Annotated in this window: 14 protein-coding genes and 1 riboswitch; of the genes, 11 read left to right on the plus strand and 3 right to left on the minus strand. The window is 63.6% G+C overall.

From position 1 onward, the window contains the following. Positions 1-20 precede the first annotated feature (20 nt). Both Q0V34_RS16115 and Q0V34_RS16120 read left to right on the plus strand, forming a co-directional pair. The gene (locus tag Q0V34_RS16115; RefSeq protein WP_297513784.1) at positions 21-2,309 is read left to right on the plus strand and encodes a beta-glucosidase; all 2,289 of its coding nucleotides are present in this window, start codon (positions 21-23) and stop codon (positions 2,307-2,309) included. Further along, on the plus strand, positions 2,309-3,712 hold the full coding sequence (locus Q0V34_RS16120; protein ID WP_297513786.1) for a glycoside hydrolase family 30 beta sandwich domain-containing protein: 1,404 nt from the start codon (positions 2,309-2,311) through the stop codon (positions 3,710-3,712). Before Q0V34_RS16115 ends, Q0V34_RS16120 begins: the two co-directional genes overlap by 1 nt. 60 nt (positions 3,713-3,772) lie before the next feature. Here the strand turns inward: Q0V34_RS16120 and Q0V34_RS16125 are convergent, their stop codons facing one another. Together Q0V34_RS16125 and Q0V34_RS16130 are read right to left on the minus strand one after the other, a co-directional pair. Then, positions 3,773-4,987, minus strand: coding sequence for a dipeptidase (locus tag Q0V34_RS16125; RefSeq protein WP_297513788.1), 1,215 nt, complete (start codon positions 4,985-4,987; stop codon positions 3,773-3,775). 56 nt (positions 4,988-5,043) lie between these two features. Further along, complete coding sequence (locus tag Q0V34_RS16130; protein WP_297513791.1) at positions 5,044-7,443, minus strand: TonB-dependent receptor; 2,400 nt, start codon at positions 7,441-7,443, stop codon at positions 5,044-5,046. A 271-nt stretch (positions 7,444-7,714) separates the two neighbouring features. Beyond that, positions 7,715-7,826, minus strand: a riboswitch (glycine riboswitch). 1,115 nt (positions 7,827-8,941) lie between these two features. On the opposite strand from Q0V34_RS16130, the gene rfbC reads away from it, so the two are divergent. From rfbC to Q0V34_RS16175, 9 genes are read left to right on the plus strand one after another with little or no spacing between them, the layout of a single operon-like run. Beyond that, complete coding sequence (gene rfbC / locus Q0V34_RS16135) at positions 8,942-9,511, plus strand: dTDP-4-dehydrorhamnose 3,5-epimerase (RefSeq protein ID WP_297513794.1); 570 nt, start codon at positions 8,942-8,944, stop codon at positions 9,509-9,511. A 13-nt stretch (positions 9,512-9,524) separates the two neighbouring features. Further along, complete coding sequence (rfbB, locus tag Q0V34_RS16140; protein ID WP_367272075.1) at positions 9,525-10,586, plus strand: dTDP-glucose 4,6-dehydratase; 1,062 nt, start codon at positions 9,525-9,527, stop codon at positions 10,584-10,586. Beyond that, the gene (gene rfbD / locus Q0V34_RS16145; RefSeq protein ID WP_297513799.1) at positions 10,579-11,481 is read left to right on the plus strand and encodes a dTDP-4-dehydrorhamnose reductase; all 903 of its coding nucleotides are present in this window, start codon (positions 10,579-10,581) and stop codon (positions 11,479-11,481) included. Before rfbB ends, rfbD begins: the two co-directional genes overlap by 8 nt. Next, positions 11,478-12,359 carry a glucose-1-phosphate thymidylyltransferase RfbA gene (rfbA, locus tag Q0V34_RS16150; RefSeq protein ID WP_297513803.1) on the plus strand — a complete coding sequence of 294 codons (882 nt, stop codon included), beginning with the start codon at positions 11,478-11,480 and terminating at the stop codon, positions 12,357-12,359. Before rfbD ends, rfbA begins: the two co-directional genes overlap by 4 nt. A 25-nt stretch (positions 12,360-12,384) precedes the next feature. Then, entirely contained in the window at positions 12,385-13,305 is a 921-nt protein-coding gene (locus Q0V34_RS16155; RefSeq protein WP_297513806.1) for a sugar nucleotide-binding protein, read from the plus strand. A gap of 4 nt (positions 13,306-13,309) precedes the next feature. Next, on the plus strand, positions 13,310-14,497 hold the full coding sequence (locus Q0V34_RS16160) for a glycosyltransferase family 4 protein (RefSeq protein WP_297513809.1): 1,188 nt from the start codon (positions 13,310-13,312) through the stop codon (positions 14,495-14,497). 38 nt (positions 14,498-14,535) lie between these two features. Further along, the gene (locus tag Q0V34_RS16165; protein WP_297513812.1) at positions 14,536-15,798 is read left to right on the plus strand and encodes a glycosyltransferase; all 1,263 of its coding nucleotides are present in this window, start codon (positions 14,536-14,538) and stop codon (positions 15,796-15,798) included. Continuing rightward, positions 15,791-16,837, plus strand: coding sequence for a glycosyltransferase (locus tag Q0V34_RS16170; RefSeq protein ID WP_297513815.1), 1,047 nt, complete (start codon positions 15,791-15,793; stop codon positions 16,835-16,837). The genes Q0V34_RS16165 and Q0V34_RS16170 overlap by 8 nt, the downstream gene beginning before the upstream one ends. Beyond that, complete coding sequence (locus Q0V34_RS16175; RefSeq protein WP_297513818.1) at positions 16,834-17,988, plus strand: glycosyltransferase family 4 protein; 1,155 nt, start codon at positions 16,834-16,836, stop codon at positions 17,986-17,988. Before Q0V34_RS16170 ends, Q0V34_RS16175 begins: the two co-directional genes overlap by 4 nt. A gap of 6 nt (positions 17,989-17,994) precedes the next feature. On the opposite strand, the gene Q0V34_RS16180 is transcribed toward Q0V34_RS16175, so the two are convergent. Further along, on the minus strand, positions 17,995-18,298 hold a 304-nt coding region (locus Q0V34_RS16180; protein ID WP_297513820.1), incomplete at its 5' end, for a hypothetical protein.

Raw genomic sequence — 18,298 nt, forward strand, 5'->3', positions numbered from 1 at the left:
TGTTCACACGGAGTAACGCCATGACGACCGCCGCCCAGCCTTCATCCGCTCTGCGGATCCTGTGCCGGACTACCGCCGCCGTGGCGTTGCTTTCGCTGTCTTCGGTTTCGGGGGCGATCGCTCAGGTCATGCCGACCAAGGACAGCGCTCCGCTGGCCCCCCGGCCCAACGATCCCGCCTGGGTCCGCGCCGACGCCCTCGTCAAGCGGATGACGATGGACGAGAAGATCCAGTACCTGCACGGCCTCTTCCCGCCGAACACCAAGCCGGCCCCGGCCGACATGATCCCTTCGGCCGGCTACGTGCCGGGCGTGCCGCGCCTGAAGATCCCGACCCTGCGCGAGAGCGACGCCAGCCTCGGCGTGGCCAACCAGGTCGAGCAGCGCAAGGGCGACGTCGCCACCGCCCTGCCGTCGGGCCTGGCCCTGGCCTCGACCTTCGAGCCCAAGCTGGCCTATGCCGGCGGCGCGATGATCGGCGCCGAGGCCCGCGCCAAGACCTTCAATGTCCTGCTGGCCGGCGGCGTCAACCTGACCCGCGACCCGTGGGCCGGCCGCAACTTCGAATATCTGGGCGAGGACCCGCTGCTGGCCGGCGAGATGGCCGGCGAGCAGATCAAGGGCGTGCAGTCCAACCACATCGTCTCGACGATCAAGCACTTCGCCCTGAACGCCCAGGAAACGGGCCGCCACGTGATGGACGCCCAGATCGGCGAGGCCGACCTGCGGGAAAGCGACCTGCTGGCCTTTCAGATCGCCATCGAGAAGGCCAATCCGGCCTCGGTCATGTGCGCCTACAACAAGGTCAATGGCGACTGGGCCTGCCAGAACGACGTCCTGCTGAACAAGGTGCTCAAGCGCGACTGGAACTATCCGGGCTGGGTCATGTCGGACTGGGGCGCGGTGCACAGCACGGTGAAGGCCTCGCTGGCCGGCCTGGACCAGCAGTCCGGGCAGGAACTGGACACCCAAATCTTCTTCGGCGACGACCTGAAGGCCGCCGTGGCCAAGGGCGAGGTCAGCCAGGCCCGGGTCGACGACATGGTTCGCCGCATCCTGCACGGGGTCATCACCTCGGGCCTGATGGACAATCCGACTCCGACGACCGCCCAGCCGATCGACTACGACGCTCACGCCAAGGTCGCCCAGGCCGTGGCCGAGCGCGGCTCGGTGCTGCTGAAGAACGAAGGGAACCTGCTGCCTTTGGCCAAGACGGCCAAGAAGATCGTGCTCATCGGCGCCCATGCCGATGTCGGCGTGCTGTCGGGCGGCGGCTCGTCCCAGGTCCGCTCGGTCGGCGGCGCGCCTGTCGAGATCCCGCTGAACGGCGGCGAGGCCGCCTCGTTCGTCCGCGTCACCTGGCACGCCTCCTCGCCGCTGGAGGCGATCAAGGCCGCCGCGCCGGGCGCCCTGGTCGTCTATGTGGACGGCAAGGACCCAGCGGCGGCGGCCGCCGCGGCCAAGGACGCCGACGTCGCGATCGTCTTCGCCTGGCACTGGCAGACCGAGGCGCAGGACGCGCCTTCGATCGCCCTGCCCGACAATCAGGACGCCCTGATCGACGCCGTCGCCGCCGCCAACAAGAACGCGATCGTCGTGCTGGAGACCGGCGGTCCGGTGCTGATGCCGTGGCTCGACCGCGTCGGGGCGGTGCTGCAGGCCTGGTATCCGGGTCAGCGCGGCGGCCAAGCGATCGCCCGCCTGCTGTTTGGCGAGGTCAATCCGTCCGGCCGCCTGGCCATGACCTTCCCGAGATCCGCCGATCAAGCCCCGCGCGCCAGCGCGCCCGGCTTCGCCGAGCAGGCCGCCATCGACGACGCCCGCCGCGCGGGCCAGCAGGCTGGGCCCATCAAGGCCTTCGCGGTGAAGTATGTCGAGGGCGCGGCGGTCGGCTACCGCTGGTACGCCCAGGAAGGGCGGCAGCCGCTCTACCCGTTCGGCTACGGCCTCTCCTACACGTCGTTCGCCTACAAGAACCTCAAGATCGAGGACGCGGCGGGCTTGAAGGTCAGTTTCGATGTCACCAACACCGGCAAGATCGCCGGCGCCGACACGCCCCAACTCTATGTCAGGGCGGGCAAGCGCAAGCCCATGCTCCGCCTGGCCGGCTTCCAGAAGGTCGACCTCGCCCCCGGCCAGACCCAGCGCGTCACCCTGATGGTCGAGCCGCGGATCCTGGCCGACTACGATGTCGGAAGGCCAGGCTGGGCGATCGCGGCGGGGGACTATCCGCTATATGTCGGCCGCAACGCCGGCGAGCCGCTCCTGACGGGCCGGGCCCATCTGAAAGCCTGGTCGAGGAAGCCCTGATGCGCACGCTCTGCACCGCCGTCGCCGCGCTCGCGCTGGCCTTCCCCGCCGCCGCCGCGCCCAAGCTGCAAGCCTGGGTGACCACCGGCGACAAAAGCCAGCTCCTAGCGGCCCAGCCGCCGTCCAGCGCGGTGTCGGCCAAGGCCGTGGACGGCCTTCCGCTGATCACGGTCGACCCCAAGGAGCGCCATCAGTCGATCGTCGGGTTCGGCGCGGCGATCACCGACGCCTCGGCCTGGCTGATCCAGAACAAGATGACCCCGGCGCGGCGCGACGCCCTGCTGCGCGAGCTGTTCGGGCGCGGCAAGGGCGGGCTGGGCTTCAGCTTCACCCGCGTCACGATCGGCGCATCGGACTTTTCGCTGGATCACTACAGCCTGGACGAAACGCCCAACGGCGCGGCGGATCCGGAACTGGAGCGGTTCTCGCTCGCGAGGCCGGAACAGTATGTCTTCCCGACGGTCCGCGCCGCGTTGAAGATCAACCCCGCCCTCAAGGTCATGCACTCCCCCTGGAGCGCGCCGGCCTGGATGAAGACCAACGGCTCGCTGATCCAGGGCGAACTGAAGTCCGAGGCCTATCCCGTCTATGCCGAGTTCTTCGCGCGCTACATCAAGGGGGCGGCCAGGCTTGGCGTGCCGACCGACTATCTGAGCATCCAGAACGAGCCGGATTTCGAGCCGGACAGCTATCCCGGAATGCGCTGGAAGCCCGCGGGGCGCGCGCGCTTCTTCGGCGAGAACCTGGCGCCGGTGTTCCAGCGCGAGAAGATCACGACCAAGGTCCTCGATTGGGACCACAACTGGGACCACCCCGAGCAGCCGATGGCGGTGCTGGCCGATCCCAAGGCCAACGCCTTCCTCGCGGGCGTGGCGTGGCATTGCTACAAGGGCGATGTCGCGGCCCAGGCGCCGGTGACCGCGGCGCATCCGGACAAGGAGATTTTCCTGACCGAGTGCTCGGGCGGTCAATGGGCCCCGAAGTTCGACGACAGCTTCTCCTGGATGGTCGAGAACCTGATCATAGGTTCGACGCGCGGCGGCTCGCGCGGCGTCCTGATGTGGAACCTGGCGCTGGACGAGAAGTTCGGGCCGCACAAGGGCGGCTGTAGCGACTGCCGGCCGGTGGTAACGATCGACAGCCAGACCGGCGCCGTCACCCGGACCCAGGAATACTACGCGTTCGGCCACGCCAGCCGGTTCGTGAAGCCGGGCGCGACGCGGATCGGCTCGCCGGCCAAGATCGGCGGGCTGCGCACCGTGGCGTTCGAGAACCCCGATGGCGGTCGGGCGCTCCTGGTGTTGAACACCGACCAGGCCGCGGCGCGTTTCGCGATCTTCGACGGCGTCCATCGCTTCGAGGCGACCCTGCCCCCGCGCTCGGCCGGCACCTTCGTCTGGTAGGAGCATTCCTCCCCAAGAGGCGGCCTGCCGACGGCGACGCTCGTCGGCCTGGCCAAGATCTTAGCGTGAGACCGCCTTGGCCGCCTCCGCCGCGCGCAGCAGGCGTAGGACATTGCCGCTCCAGATCTTGGCGAGGTCCTCGCGGGTGTAGCCTTCGGCCAGCAGGCGCTCGCTGATCTTCCAATAGTCCGAGGCGTCGTTCAGGCCAGTCACGCCGCCGCCGCCGTCGAAGTCGATGCCGATCCCGACATGGTCCACCCCGGCGACCTTCAGGGCGTGGTTCAGGTGGTTCATGAAGTCCTCGAAGGTCGCCTTGGGAACCGGATACTTGGCGTCGATCGCCTTCATCTCGGCCATGAACCCAGCCCGGTCGGCCTCGCTCATCGTGGCCCTGGAGCCCGCCTTGGCCCGCAGCGCCGCCATCGCCGCGTCCCGCTCGGGGTTCTTGGGGGTGCCGATCAGATAGCTGGAATAGGCGTCGACCTGGATCACGCCGCCGCTCGCCGCCAGGGCCCTGATGCGCGCGTCGTCGACATTGCGCGGATGGTTGAAGACCGCCTTGCAGCCCGAGTGCGTCAGGATCACCGGCGTCTTGGAGAGCGCGATCAGCTGGTCCAGCACCTCGTCGGACGAATGCGAGCCGTCCAGCACCACGCCGAGCCGATTGGCCTCGGCCACGAATTGCTTGCCCAGCGGCGACAGGCCATGCCACTCGGGCGTGTCGGTGGCGCTGTCGGCCATGTCGTTGTTCTTGAAGTGGGCCAGGCCCGAGATGCGGACGCCGAGCGCGTAGAAGGTCGACAGCAGCGAGACGTCGCCGTCCATCGGATAGCTGTTCTCGACGCTCATGAAGACCACGCGCTTGCCTTGGGCGACGATCCGCTCGGCGTCGTCGGCCTTCAGCGCCAGGGCGAACTTGTCGCCGTGCTTGGCGACCATCTCGTGGATCTCGACGCCGCGCATGATCGCCGCGTCGCGGGCCGCCCGGGTGGCCTCCGGGGTGCGCGGCCCCTGGTTGGTGAAGATGGCGAAGAAGCCGCCATCGAGCCCGCCCTCGACCATGCGCGGATAGTCGATCTGCGAGCCGTCCTTGTCGACCGAATGGCGGTCCAGCATGTCCCAGCCCGGCCGGCCGAAATTGGCGGGCGTGTCGAGGTGAGTGTCGAGGGTCAGGAGGCCCTCGTGAAGCTTGCGCGCGGCGGCCGGGTCGGCGGCCTGGGCGTGGCCGGCGAGCAGGGCCAGGGCGGCGCTCGTGGCGAGGAGGAAACGGGTCATGGAGGCGCTCGAAAAGGGGCCGGCCGACCCTCGCGGACCGGCCGGCGAAACAGGGATCAGAAGTCGGCGGAGATCGTGAACTGCACCGTGCGCGGCGGGGCCGGGCGGAAGCTGGCGGGCGTGTTCACCGTGGTGTTGATCGTGCCCAGATAGTCGTTGTCGAACAGGTTATCGATATTGACCCGCGCCTTGATCTGGCTGAACGGGCCGGCCGCGAAGCCGTCGCCGATATCGATATAGGCGTTGACGATCGTGTAGCCGCCGACCTTCTCGCTGTTGACGAAGTTGGTGAAGCGGCTCTCCAGGTGGCGGGCCGAGATGTTCATCAGGAGGCCGTTGAAGGGCTCGATCGTCACCCCGCCCTGGAACACCCAGTCGGGGAAGTCGGGCACCTTCTTGCCGGCGATCGGCAGGGTGGCCGCCGCGGCGGTCGCGCTGGCGCGATAGTTCAGAACGTCGTCCTGGAACTTGGCGCTGTTGTACGAGATGTTGGCGTTGAAATAGGCCTTGCCGGCCAGGACCTCGGGCTTCCACTGGCCGCTGAACTCGACGCCCTTGGCCTTCACCGCCCCGACGTTCTGATAGAAGGTCTCGGTCGTGCCGCCGCCGCCGGGGACCAGGGCCGCGAACGCCTGAAGGCGGTTCTTGAACTCGGTCTGATAGGCCACGATCGAGGCGTTGAACGTCTTGTGGTTGGCGCGATAGCCCAGTTCCCAGTTGGTCGAGGTCTCGGGATCGGGGCCGGCCACGGCGGGGCTGGCGGCCGAGAAGATGTCGTCGGCGCCGCGCGGCAGGGCCATGTTCTCCGAATAGGAGGCGAACACCTGGTCGCGGCCGGTGACGCTATAGACCGCGCCGATCTGCGGCAGGAAATTATCCTTCCACCTGTCCTTCAGGATCGGCCGGCGGCTGTTGATATAGTCGTTCGGGTTGCGATAGCCGGCGATCTTGTAATCGATGTCCGTGGCCTTGAAGCCCAACTCCAGCTTCAGCTTGGCCTCCAGCAGGGTCAGGGTGTCCTTCAGGAAGAACTGCTGGGTCTCGCGCAGCGACTTGTAGTCCCGCTGGGCGTGGACGCGCTCGTTGAACAGCGGCGCGCCGTCGGGATTGCCGCCCGCCACGTTGTAGCGGTTCTGGGTGCGGTGATAGTCGTCGTTTTCCAGCCAGAGACCGGCCTCGATCTTATTGAAGCCCACGCGCCAGGCGACCTTGGCGGTGATCCCCTTGCGGATGCCGTCGATGCCCGACAGGCCGTACTGGATGCCCTTGGGCGCCACCAGGCCCGGCACGATCAGGCGCTCGGCGTTGTAGCTGCCCAGCGAGGTGGCATAGGCCTCGGGCGAGACGCCATAGCCGCCCTTGTCCTCGTAATAGGCCGTCGTCGTCAGGTCGACGCCGTCGACGATCGGCGTGTTCAGCGTCAGGCCGTAGAGGTGGTCCCGCCGCTTGTTGACCGCGAACTTGTAGTATTGGGCGTAGTTGGCGTTGGAGTAGGGCACCCCGGCCACGGCTTCGGGCAGGCTGGCCGTCGGGATCGTTAGGGGCGTGCCGAACGGGACCGAGGTCGGGACCGCGCCCAGATAGGCGAAGTAGCGGCCCTTGCGGCCGAACACGTCCCCCGCCGTCCCGGCGTACTGGGCCTGGGTGATCGACGGGCTGTCATAGTCGAAATAGTCGTTGTGGACGGTCTGGAAGCTGATGTCGCCGCCGTTGCCCAGGTCGTACTTCAGCTTGCCCTCGTAGTGCTTGCGGTCGATCGTGCCGGGGCCGCGCCACAGGTCGCCCTTGATCCACGACCCGCTGACATAGCCCGACAGCGGTCCGACCTGGCCTGTCTCCAGCCGCAGGAAGGTGCGGCGCAGCGCGTCGCTGCCGAAGGTCTGGCTGATCGCGCCGCCCATGTCCTTGGATGGCGCCTGGGTGAAATAGTTGACGATCGGCCCCAGCGAGGCATAGCTGGGCAGGGCGACATCGCCGGCGCCGGCCGAGGCGGTCACGCGCAGCAGGTTCTCGTTGTCGACATAGCGATAGATCGGGCTGCCGCCGAACTGGTCGCTGCGGCCCATCGGGATGTTGTCCAGCAAAAAGCCGATCTGCTGGAAGTTGAAGGCCCGCACCGAGACCGAGTTGCCGAACTCGTACATGCCCAGGGCGTCGTTGGCCTGGACGTTGAAGCCGGGCAGGCTCTCCAGCATCTTCAGCCCGGTGATCCCGGCCGGCGCGGAGAGCAGGGCCTCGCGGGTGATCGAGACCGTGGCGGTGGCGTGGTCGGTGCCGATGGCGACGCTGGCTTCCGACAGGCGCTTGCCGGTCACCACGACGGTTTCCAGTTCGGCGGCCTTTTCGGCTTGTTGAGCGAGGGCCGGCGTCGCGCCGCCCAGAACGGACGCGGCCAGGAGAAGCGCCCTAAGACGCGCGGCGGGCGCGGGTTTGCGAGAGGTCATGACTATCCCCAATCATTTTGACCTGCTCAGCGTTGTGGAGGGATTTTCAGAGGTAAACCGGGAATTTCGCGGAAATGCAGCTCGCGATATCAAAGTTGAAACTCTGTGCAATCTTGTTCAAATCATGAACGATTGAAGTATTGGTTTAGCCTTGTGCAAAAGGCAGCATCGCGAAAGCCTGTATGGCGATCACGTTCACTGCTCTTGGTCATGGGGGCGTTCGATCTTCGATCAGGTTCGCATGGCGCACGCGGGGTCTGGACGAGCCAGGGCGGCTCGCCTTCGCACCCCCGCTGTCCTTGGGCCTGAGAGATTCAGCGGCGACCTCTGACGGGCCCGCGCGCCTTGCTCCTTCGGCGAGGGCGGTTCGCGCCCTGCTTTCCAGCGTGCAACGTCTCGCGCGGTCCTTCTGCTTGAGCGTTTCCGGGGCGGTTTCGCCTTCAGCGCCGGGCCGGCGGCCCGATCTCTCCCGCGAGAGACCTCCCAGAGATAAGCCCCGTTTCCCGGCGTCAAGGCGCGGCGCGCGGGACGCCCCCGCGATCGCCGAGGCGCCCGAAGCGACCGCAGAACACGACGCATTCTTCGGCGCCGGACCGGCGTTGCGCGTCGGAGTCGGATCTGGGCGAGCGCCGCCGCCGGGCTCGCCCGGTCGACCGCCTAAGGGCCGCCCGAGAGTTCGCCGCCGCGCGCGGGGCCCAGGTTTGATGCCGCGCGAAGGCTCGTCGAAAGCAAAGGCAGTGTTCGTACGCGGCGCGATTTCAGATCTCTTTGAAATCGCCGCGCCGAAGGTGCTCGCCGCGGTGGCTACGCTGTTTACAAGGCGCGCATTAACCTAAGTTCTGCGGGAAAATCGACCCAAAGCTCAATGGCGCTTGTAGGCTCTTGGGCGATTTAGTAAGGGGTATCTTAATTTCGAGCGAGGACTCGAACGCACAGACTGGTGGGGTTGTCGTGCTTGCTAAAAATACTCCGTTTCCGGAGCAGAGAAGCTTTGCGCCTAATTTTGCCGCTCGTTTCTCGACATGGATTCAAGTGAGCGGTAAGTCTTTTCAGCGCATTCTGCTGCCGCCTTATTCTTCCCGCGTTGTTTCCCGTCTTTTAGCATCTTGCCGGCCTCGGCGTGATCACGCGTGGCCCGCGATGCCGATGAGGTCGCGGCCTGCTCGCTCGAGCCTCAGTCGCCAGATTGCCGTAGCACATTAAGGTCCAGGCCGGGCCCATCGCGGGGCCGTCTGAAGATCGGCCAAGGTTCGCGAACTTCCTGGGTTTGGTGCTCGACGACGAGAGTCTATCTGTCGCAGATGTATTTCTGCGGTTTGTTTCGCGCGAATATTATTATTGGTAGTGTATTAGGATAAAGCTCCAAGTTTAGCGTGCTTGAACTGGCAACTTTAATTAAAAATTTAAAATAAATTTATCAAAAAATCATCGCGCTGTTTCGAGCTTGGGTTTTGTGAACGCTTCGTAAGCATTTGTCTGCTTTTGAGGGTTCGATCGGGTGGGGGCTGAGGTGACTTCGGTTGTGCTAATAAAGGCGCCGCGATTTGGGGACGAGCGGGGCTGGTTCATGGAGACCTATTCCGAGAAGCGGGCCACGGAAGCCGGCGTCTCGGTTCGCTTCGTTCAAGACAACCAATCGTTCTCCGCCACGGTGGGAACGCTCCGCGGGCTTCACTATCAGCGTCCGCCTCACGCGCAGGCCAAGCTCGTGCGATGCGCGCGCGGCGCCATAATGGACTATGCGGTCGATTTGCGGCGAGGGTCGCCGACCTATGGTCGATGGGTCGGCGCCCGGTTGACCGCGGACGGCGGCGAGCAATTGTTCGTTCCGGTCGGCTTCGCTCATGGGTTCGTGACGCTCGAGCCCAATGTCGAGGTCGCCTACAAGGTTTCCGCCTTCTATGCGCCGGATTGCGACGGCGGCATCGCGTGGAACGATCCGACGATCAACATCGACTGGCCGCTGCCAGATACGGGGCCCGTATTGTCCCAGAAGGACAAGGCTCTACCCCTGCTCGCGGACTTCGACAGCCCGTTCGAGTACGACGGCGTTCCTCTTCAACCCCTGACGGGCGCATGAAGGATAATCCGTGATGCGCATCCTTGTTACGGGAGGGGCGGGCTTTATCGGATCGGCTCTCGTCCGGCGGTTATTGGATCATGGCGAGCACGAGGTTCTCGTGTTCGATAAGCTCACCTATGCGGGAAACCTGAACTCCCTGGCTTCCGTGAGCGACAGTCCTCGCTTTTCCTTCGTCCAAGCCGACATCTGCGATGCGGCGGCCGTGCAGGGCGCCTTGGCGGAATTCAGACCTGACGTCGTCGCTCACCTCGCGGCGGAGAGCCATGTCGATCGGTCGATCGATGGCCCGGACGCCTTTATCGAAACCAATATCGTCGGCACCTTCGTACTGCTCAATCAAGCTCTGCGATATTGGAGCGGTCTTTCGGGTGAAGACAAGGCGCGCTTTAGATTTCACCACATATCCACCGACGAGGTTTTCGGCGCGCTTGGCGAGGACGGCTATTTCACCGAGGAAACCGCCTACGATCCGCGGTCGCCTTATTCGGCGTCGAAAGCAGGATCCGATCACCTCGTTCGGGCTTGGGGCCACACCTATGGCCTGCCTGTCCTCGTGACGAATTGCTCCAACAACTACGGTCCCTATCATTTCCCTGAAAAGCTGATCCCGCTCATTATCATTCGGGCGCTGAAGGGCGAGCCGTTGCCCGTGTATGGCGATGGTTCAAACGTTCGCGACTGGCTCTACGTGGAAGATCACGCCCGCGCGCTGCAGGCCGTGTTCGAGCGCGGCTCGGTCGGCGAAACCTACAATATCGGCGGCGGCGCCGAGCGGAAGAATATCGAGGTGGTGCGCGCGATATGCGGCATCTTGGATCGGGTCCAGCCGCGCGCGGACGGCGTGTCGTACGCGGACCAGATCACGTTCGTGACCGACCGGCCGGGTCACGACTATCGATACGCGATCGACGCCTCGAAGATTCAATCGAATTTGGGATGGTCGCCTTCCGTAACCTTCGAGGAAGGGATCGAGCGCACGATCCGCTGGTATCTCGAGAACAAGAGCTGGTGGCAGGAAATTCTTGATGGGCGCTACGCGACCCAAAGGCTCGGCGTGGTTCGTAATGGCTGATCAGACCCACATTCTCATCACCGGGGGAGCCGGACAGGTCGGGCTCGAACTTCAGCGCGCCGCGTGGCCGGCTGGGGTGGTCTTGCACGCTCCGACGCGTGATGCGCTCGATCTCACCGATGCGTCTTCGGTCCGAGCCTATTTCGACCGACAACCGATCGACGCCGTGATCAACAGCGCGGCTTGGACGGCGGTCGACAAGGCGGAGACCGAGGTGGCGGCGGCGTTCGCGGCGAACGCGATGGGGCCAGCGCTGCTCGCCGACGTGACCCGGGATCGAGGCCTCCCCCTGGCGCAGATCTCGACCGACTATGTCTTCGACGGAGAGAAGACCGAGCCCTACGCCGAGGAAGATCCGGTCGGCCCGATCGGGGTCTATGGCGCTTCGAAACTGGCGGGCGAGCTGGCCGTGCGGCGGGGCAATCCGCGGTCGGTCGTGCTGCGCACCGCTTGGGTTCTCAGTCCCCACCGCGCCAACTTCCTGAAGACGATGCTGCGCCTGGCGGCCGACCGCCCGCTGCTTCGCGTGGTCGATGATCAGCGCGGATGTCCGACGTCGGCGACCGATATCGCCGAAGCGCTCCGGACGATTGTCCTGCGCATGATCTCGGACAAGGCCGCGCCCACGGGCGTCTACCATTTCGTCAATGATGGCGAGGCGACTTGGGCCGAGCTGGCGCGAGAGATCTTCCGACACAGCGCCCTGAGCGGCGGCGTGAGCGCCGAGGTCGAAGGCATCCTCTCCGAACAGTATCCGACGCCGGCGCGGAGGCCGAGGAACTCGCGCCTTTCGACGCATAAGCTCGCCGCCGACTACGGTATTCGACCGCGGTCGTGGGAACACGCGGTCAGCGACATCATGAAAGAGATAAACCAACAAGGAGTTGGCGCATGAAGGGCATTATCCTGGCCGGCGGCTCCGGCACGCGCTTACACCCGATGACCCTGGTGACGTCGAAGCAGCTGATGCCAGTCTACGACAAGCCGATGATCTATTATCCGCTGTCCACGCTGATGCTGGCCGGCATCCGCGAAGTTCTGATCATCTCGACGCCGCGCGACACCCCGAACTTTCAGGCGCTTCTTGGCGACGGCTCCCAGTGGGGCATGGAAATCCAATATGCCGTGCAGCCCAGCCCCGATGGCCTGGCCCAGGCGTACATAATCGGCGCGGACTTCGTGGGCGACAGCCCTTCGGCGCTCATCCTGGGCGACAACATCTACTATGGGCATGGCATCACCGACCTGTTCACCAGCGCGAGCGCGCGCTCGGAAGGCGCCACCGTCTTCGCCTATCACGTGAATGATCCCGAGCGTTACGGCGTCGTCGAGTTCGATGACAAGATGAGCGCGCTCTCCATCGAAGAAAAGCCGCTCAAGCCAAAGTCGAACTGGGCCGTCACGGGCCTCTATTTCTACGACAGCGACGTCGTGTCTATCGCTCGCGATCTCAAGCCTTCCGCGCGGGGCGAACTCGAGATCACCGATGTCAATCGGACCTATCTCGAAGCCGGCAAGCTGTCGGTCGAGATCATGGGACGCGGATACGCCTGGCTCGACACGGGAACGCCCGACAGCCTGGTGGAGGCGACGGAGTTCGTCCGAACACTCGAGAAGCGGCAGGGGTTCAAGATCGCCTGCCCCGAGGAGGTCGCTCTGCGTAAGGGCTTCATTGATGAAGCCACGTTCCTTCGCGCTGCCGAGAAGATGGGAAAGAGTTCCTACGGGCAGTATCTGTATTCTCTTCTGAAATCTCAGGCGATGGCCTTTTGATTTCTAGCGATATTGGAGACCGTTCATGAGAATCTACGTCGCCGGTTGCGGCGGTATGCTGGGCGAAGCGGTGCACAAGGTGCTCGCGGAGCATCATACCTTGAAGTGCACGGACATCGATCTCAATGCGCCGTGGTTGGAGCTTTGCGATTTCAGGGACTACGCCGCCTATAAGGCCTCCGTCGAGTCCTTCGCTCCCGAAGTGCTGATACACCTCGGCGCGCACACGGACCTGGAATATTGCGAACTCAACCCCGATGACGCTTACAGGACCAATACGCTCTCGGTCGAGCACGCGGCGACCTTAGCTCAGGCGCATGGCATACCGCTCGTCTATATCTCGACTGCCGGCATATTTGATGGCCAGAAGCTTCTTTACGACGATTGGGATCAACCCAATCCTCTGGGCGTCTATGCGCGCAGCAAGTATTTGGGCGAGCACATCGTCGAAAAGCGCGTCGCCAAGCACTTCATCTTCCGCGCTGGCTGGATGATGGGTGGGGGTCCCGCCAAGGACAAGAAGTTCATAGCCAAGATGATGAAGCAGCTGGCGGCAGGCGCCAAGGTGCTCAACGTCGTCGACGACAAGCTTGGAACGCCGACCTACACCGTCGATTTCGCCCGGAACATCAACGCCATGCTGGGGACCGAATACTACGGTCTCTACAACATGGTGTGTGGCGGCGAGACGGGACGGTATGAAGTCGCCAAGGAGCTTGTCGACGTCTTGGGCCTGTCCGACACCGTGGAAGTCAAGGCGGTGAACTCGGACTTCTTCTCCAAGGAGTACTTCGCTCAGCGCCCGCCGTCCGAGAGACTCGTGAACTATAAGCTCGATCTTCGTGGTCTCAACGGCATGCAAGATTGGAAGATCGCGCTTCGCCAATATATTCGCGACTACTATCGCGAATATGTCGCGCCGTTCGCTCCCAACTATACCCCTTAAGCCGATGCGCCCCCTGCGTATTGCCGCCTTCGGTTTCCGGAGCTTCCCGCCGCGCGCGGGAAGCGCCGGCGCCGACAAGTTCGCCATGGAGTTGCTGCCCCGCCTCGCGCGGCGCGGCCACGAGGTCGTGGCTTACAATCGCCGATATCCGGATATGGATGAGGCCGCGCCAGAGGTGGCGCGCGTGGACGGCGTGGATGTCCGCACGTTCTCCACGGTTCGCAAGGCGGGCTTCGACACACTCGTGCACTCCGCCAAGGTCACCTATGACATCATCCGCCATGATCGGGCGGAGATCGTTCACATCCAGAACGGCGGCAACAGCATATTCGCCGCTGTTCTTCGGCTCTTTGGCAAGAAGACTTTTCTCAGCCAGGACGGTATCGACTGGCAAAGGGACAAGTGGCCTTGGTACGCCAAGACGTGGCTATGGCTTTCCGCCCTGCTGACGGCGCGCGTCCACAACAAGGTCATATTCGACAATGTTTTCGCGCGAGAAGAGTTCGAAAAGCGGTTCAACAAGACGTTCGACTTCATACCGTTCGGCGCGGACGTCGCTTATGACAAGGCGTCGGAAATCGTCCTGGAGCGACTGGGCCTCGCGCCCGGAGAGTACTTTCTGTTTGTCGGCCGATTCATTCCTGACAAGGGTCTCCATTGGCTGAAGGCGGCTTTCGAGCGGCTAGAGACGAATAAGAAGCTGGTGCTGGTCGGGGGCTCTCCCAACCCGTCGGATTACGAGAGCCAGATCCGCGACACTCAGGACGAGCGAATCCGGTTCACGGGTTTTCTCTATGGCGCGGAGGTGCACGCCTTGATGCGCAACGCCTATGCCTACGTCCAGCCGTCCGCCATCGAGGGCTTGTCGCCGGTCATCTTGGAAGCGGCCTATCTCGGGGCGCCGATCATCTGCAGCGACATTCCGCAGAACGTTTACGGCATGGCCGATTGCGCGACCTATTTCGAAAATCGCTCGGAAGACAGCCTGTACGAACAGCTGCGCTGGGCGCTCGACGAACCCGAGGCGCTCGCCCAACGGGCCGCCGCGGGAGCGAAGCGGGTCGCGACCACATTCAGCTGGGACAGCGTCGTCGAGCAACATATCACCCTATTCGCGGAGGGAGACGCCAAGGCGGCGGCGGGCCAGGCGTCGCGCTTGTCGGGAGAGAGCCCCGGCGCCGGGGTGTCTTGAGCGCTTAATACTCGCATTTTCCAGGGATGAGGGTCTCCGTGACATCCGCTGAACAAGTCGCCACCGGGCGCGGCAGCCTATTGTCCGTGAACGCTTATCACTACGCGCGAGGCGGAGCGGACATATTCTACCTGAACCACGCCGCCCTAATGGAAAGGCGCGGCTGGACGAATACTTTCTCGTCGATGCGGCATCCGGAGAACATGCCTTGTGAAGACGAGGCGTTCTTTGTCGACGAGATAGACTTCGAGCGGCGTGGTTCTGTTGGCAAGATGTTAGCGGACGCGACGCGGGTCGTTTACTCGCTCGAAGCGCGTGAAAAGATCGGGAAGCTGCTTGATACGCGGCGGATCGATATCGCCCACGTTCATAACATTTATCACCATCAGTCGCCTTCGATCCTGGACGAGTTGCGTGCTCGACGCATCCCAATTGTCCTGACGGCGCACGACCTCAAACTGGCGTGCCCCGCCTATACGATGCTCAACGGGTCAGGCGTCTGCGAGAAGTGCAAGGGCGGGCGCCTTTGGAACGTGGTCGCCAATCGATGCATCAAGGGCAGCGTGGCGGCGAGCGGCCTGATCATGCTGGAGTCCGCGGTTCACAAGCTCCTCAAGCTGTATTCGAGGAATGTGGACCGGATCATCGTTCCCAGCGCCTTCTATCGACAGAAGCTGATCGAATGGGGTTGGGATCCGAAGCAAATCACCCTGATCCGTAATTTCGTGACCTTCCCCCGCCAGGCCGATCCCGGAAGCGTCGAGAACGGGATTGTCTATTTCGGGCGCCTTTCGCCGGAGAAAGGCCTGGTCACGCTGATCCGGGCGGCCAAGTTATCCGGCGTTCCGGTGAAGATTATCGGACGGGGCCCCCAACTTGATGAGCTCAGGACCCTGGTCGAGGACCTCGGCGCGCCTGTCGAGTTCCTGGGTTTCCTCCAGGGCGACGCCTTGTGGTCGGTCGTCGGCGCGGCGCGGGCCGTCGTGTTGCCATCCGAGTGGTACGAGAACAGCCCCCTGAGCGTGCTGGAAGCCTTCGGCCGCGGAAAGCCCCTGATCGGGGCGCGCATTGGCGGAATTCCCGAACTGATCGAGGAGGGCGTTACGGGCTGGTCTTTCGAGTCTGGGAATGTTGAATCCTTGGCCGAGACCCTAAGGCGCGTTTCCGCTCTCCCCGCGGATACTCTGCGGGACATGGCGCGCGCCTGCCGAACCTATGTGGAGTCTAACCACTCGGAGGACGTCTACTACGCGCAGATCAGCGATCTGTACGACGCGGTCATGAGGTCGCCCCGTGGCTAGCCGTTCCGACCGAAGAAGACGCCAGGAAATCCTCTGCGACTTCTGGTACGCCGAAGAGATTCCGGAACTCGTCGCCTTCTCGGACTACGCCGCGAAGACGCTTGGACCCTTGGCAAAGCCGCTTCTCTCGACCGCCTTGGGGAGAAGCTTGACCCTGGTATGGCTTGGCCGCTCGTTTTCGGGAATAGCGCCGAACTGGTACAGAGGGGGGCGTCTCGCCTGCGTTCTCCAGGCCTTCCTGGCGCCGCGCCGTGTCATTCTACTGGAGTGTATCGACCTTGGTCTGGAAGGGCGGTCCGGCCTTTTCAGGGCGGTCTATCTTCTGCTCGCGAAGACGATCCTGTCGCCAGCCATGAAGCGCTCGGTTCTAACCGTTCAAATGCTGACGGACGGGGAGCGGGACGCGTTCGCCCGGCGCTACGGGCTGGATCCCGGCGCGGTTCACACGATCAAATGGCCGCTGGCCGGCTGGGGAACGCGCGGCCGTCAACCGAGTGGGTCGGAAGAGCGCTACGTGTTTTCCTCGGGGCGCGCGGCCTGCGACTGGGAGACACTTTTCCGAGCCGCGGAAGGCCGGGATTGGAAGTTGAAGGTGGTATGCGGCCAAAAGGATTTGCGGCTCGTCGAGCGACTGAACAGCGGCGGGCGGGCGCAGATCTACACGGAGATCAGTCGCGAGGAGCACGACAAGTTGCTGGCCAACGCCGCCGTCTACGCCCTGTGCCTGAAGGAGCAGTTCAAGAGTTCCGGGCAGGTTCGCCTGGCGGCGTGCATCGAGGCGGGCGTTCCGGTGGTGGCGACCGGCGTTCAGGGCTTGGACGGCTATCTCGTGGATGGGGTCACCGGACTCGCGACTGGCGTGGCGGACCCCGATGACATGGGCGCCCGGATCGACGAACTTTTTCAGGATCCCGCGCGGGGAGCCGAGTTGGCGCGGCGCGCCAAGATGGTGACGCAAGGCTACACGCGCCAGGACTACTTCGACCAAGTGTCAAACTTGATCCGCGCGTCCATCGCTTCTCGGGTCGCAAGCGCATGAAGGTCTGTTTCCAAACCAAGGCCTGGGGCGAAGGCGCCGGGTGGTTCGCGCAGGAGCTCGCGCTGGGCATCGCGGAGGCCGGGGCGGAGGTGGTGTTCGTCGCGCCGCCAGCGGTCCCCGCCGATCGCGAACCGGTTCACCCGAACCTCCAGCGCATATTCATTCACAGGGAGCTTCAGGCCGGAGGGAAGCTGAAGCGCATAGCAAGCTCGCTCCGGAGGGTTTTCGACGGCGCTCGTCAGGCGCTGATCTGGCGGCGGAAGGTCGACGTCCACCTCTTCTCGATACCGGACCCCCTGATCTTCTTCCTGCCCTTGCAGATCCTCCTGAGACTGCTCGGCGCTCGACATGTCGTCGTCGTTCATGACGCGCGTCCGCACGCCTGGGCAAAAAAGGGGTGGGCGGACGGGCTCCACTACCTGGCGATAAAGCTGAGCTACAGCTTAGCCAACAGCCTTGTGGCGACGACCAGCACCAACAAGGCTGATCTCATCGAGACATTCGGGATCGATCCCGCTGACATAGATGTACTGCCGCACGGCGTGTTCGATCTCGGAGAACAGACGAGCGCTCCCGGAAATGGCAAACTTCTGGTCTTTGGGGCGCTTCGGCGAAACAAGAGAATTCTCGAGACGATCAAGGCCTTCCAGATCTGCCGCGCGAAGGGCATGCCGATCCGCCTGGTGATAGCGGGCGGACCGGACCGAGCGGACAAGGAATACTGGGCTGACTGCATAAAGCAGATCGAACACGCCCCAGAGAGCATCGATATGGAGATCGGCTTCGTCAGCGACGCCAGGGTTTCCGAATTGATCGCCGATTGTGATGTCGCCTTGCTGCCCTATGAGAGATTTTCCTCGGCGAGCGGCGTCGCGATCTTGTTGGCGACCTCGCAGAGGCCTCTCATCGCGACGGCGACCGGCGGTATTGGTGATCTTTTCGAACTTGGTCTGTCGGGAATACCGCTCTCCGAACAGGCCGATGTCGATGATATCGTGGCGGCGATTGAGGTATTCTTCTCTAAGCCGGTCGATATATGGCGCCAGGAAGCTTCGCGAGCGCGTGAGCGTCTACTTAAAGAGCTGTCGTGGAAAGAAATTGGTATCGGCTATTTGAAAGTGCTGGGTGATAGGTATTCTCATCCCGGGTGATAATATTTACCCGAGTTTCAAGAATTCACGGATCTTCTCAGAGGTCGATGCGCCGATAATCGTGACGGCGACTATCTTGATTAGATCCATGCTTTTCGCGGTCTTGAAATCCCCGCCTAGCACTTTTCGACAAAGCCAAACTCGCTGGCTTAAGTTAAGCTTCTTCCGGATCAGTGATCCAGAGATGAACACGATCACCTGATCCTGGCTCAGCGTCTTTTCGTACTTGTTGAGAAATTCGAAACTAGGACCCGGCTTGTCCGCCGTCAGCGCCCATGAGACAGATTGAGGGTTCCGTTTAGAGGAGGGT

The sequence above is a fragment of the uncultured Caulobacter sp. genome, assembly GCF_947036865.1.
Lineage (GTDB): Bacteria > Pseudomonadota > Alphaproteobacteria > Caulobacterales > Caulobacteraceae > Caulobacter.

Excerpts from the sequence above, each read along its gene's own strand:
- rfbA (WP_297513803.1), top strand. The coding sequence starts at position 11,478 with ATGAAGGGCATTATCCTGGCCGGCGGCTCCGGCACGCGCTTACACCCG.
- Q0V34_RS16155 (WP_297513806.1), top strand. The coding sequence starts at position 12,385 with ATGAGAATCTACGTCGCCGGTTGCGGCGGTATGCTGGGCGAAGCGGTG.
- Q0V34_RS16175 (WP_297513818.1), top strand. The coding sequence starts at position 16,834 with ATGAAGGTCTGTTTCCAAACCAAGGCCTGGGGCGAAGGCGCCGGGTGG.
- Q0V34_RS16120 (WP_297513786.1), top strand. The coding sequence starts at position 2,309 with ATGCGCACGCTCTGCACCGCCGTCGCCGCGCTCGCGCTGGCCTTCCCC.
- rfbB (WP_367272075.1), top strand. The coding sequence starts at position 9,525 with ATGCGCATCCTTGTTACGGGAGGGGCGGGCTTTATCGGATCGGCTCTC.
- Q0V34_RS16125 (WP_297513788.1), bottom strand. The coding sequence starts at position 4,987 with ATGACCCGTTTCCTCCTCGCCACGAGCGCCGCCCTGGCCCTGCTCGCC.
- Q0V34_RS16115 (WP_297513784.1), top strand. The coding sequence starts at position 21 with ATGACGACCGCCGCCCAGCCTTCATCCGCTCTGCGGATCCTGTGCCGG.
- rfbD (WP_297513799.1), top strand. The coding sequence starts at position 10,579 with ATGGCTGATCAGACCCACATTCTCATCACCGGGGGAGCCGGACAGGTC.
- Q0V34_RS16160 (WP_297513809.1), top strand. The coding sequence starts at position 13,310 with ATGCGCCCCCTGCGTATTGCCGCCTTCGGTTTCCGGAGCTTCCCGCCG.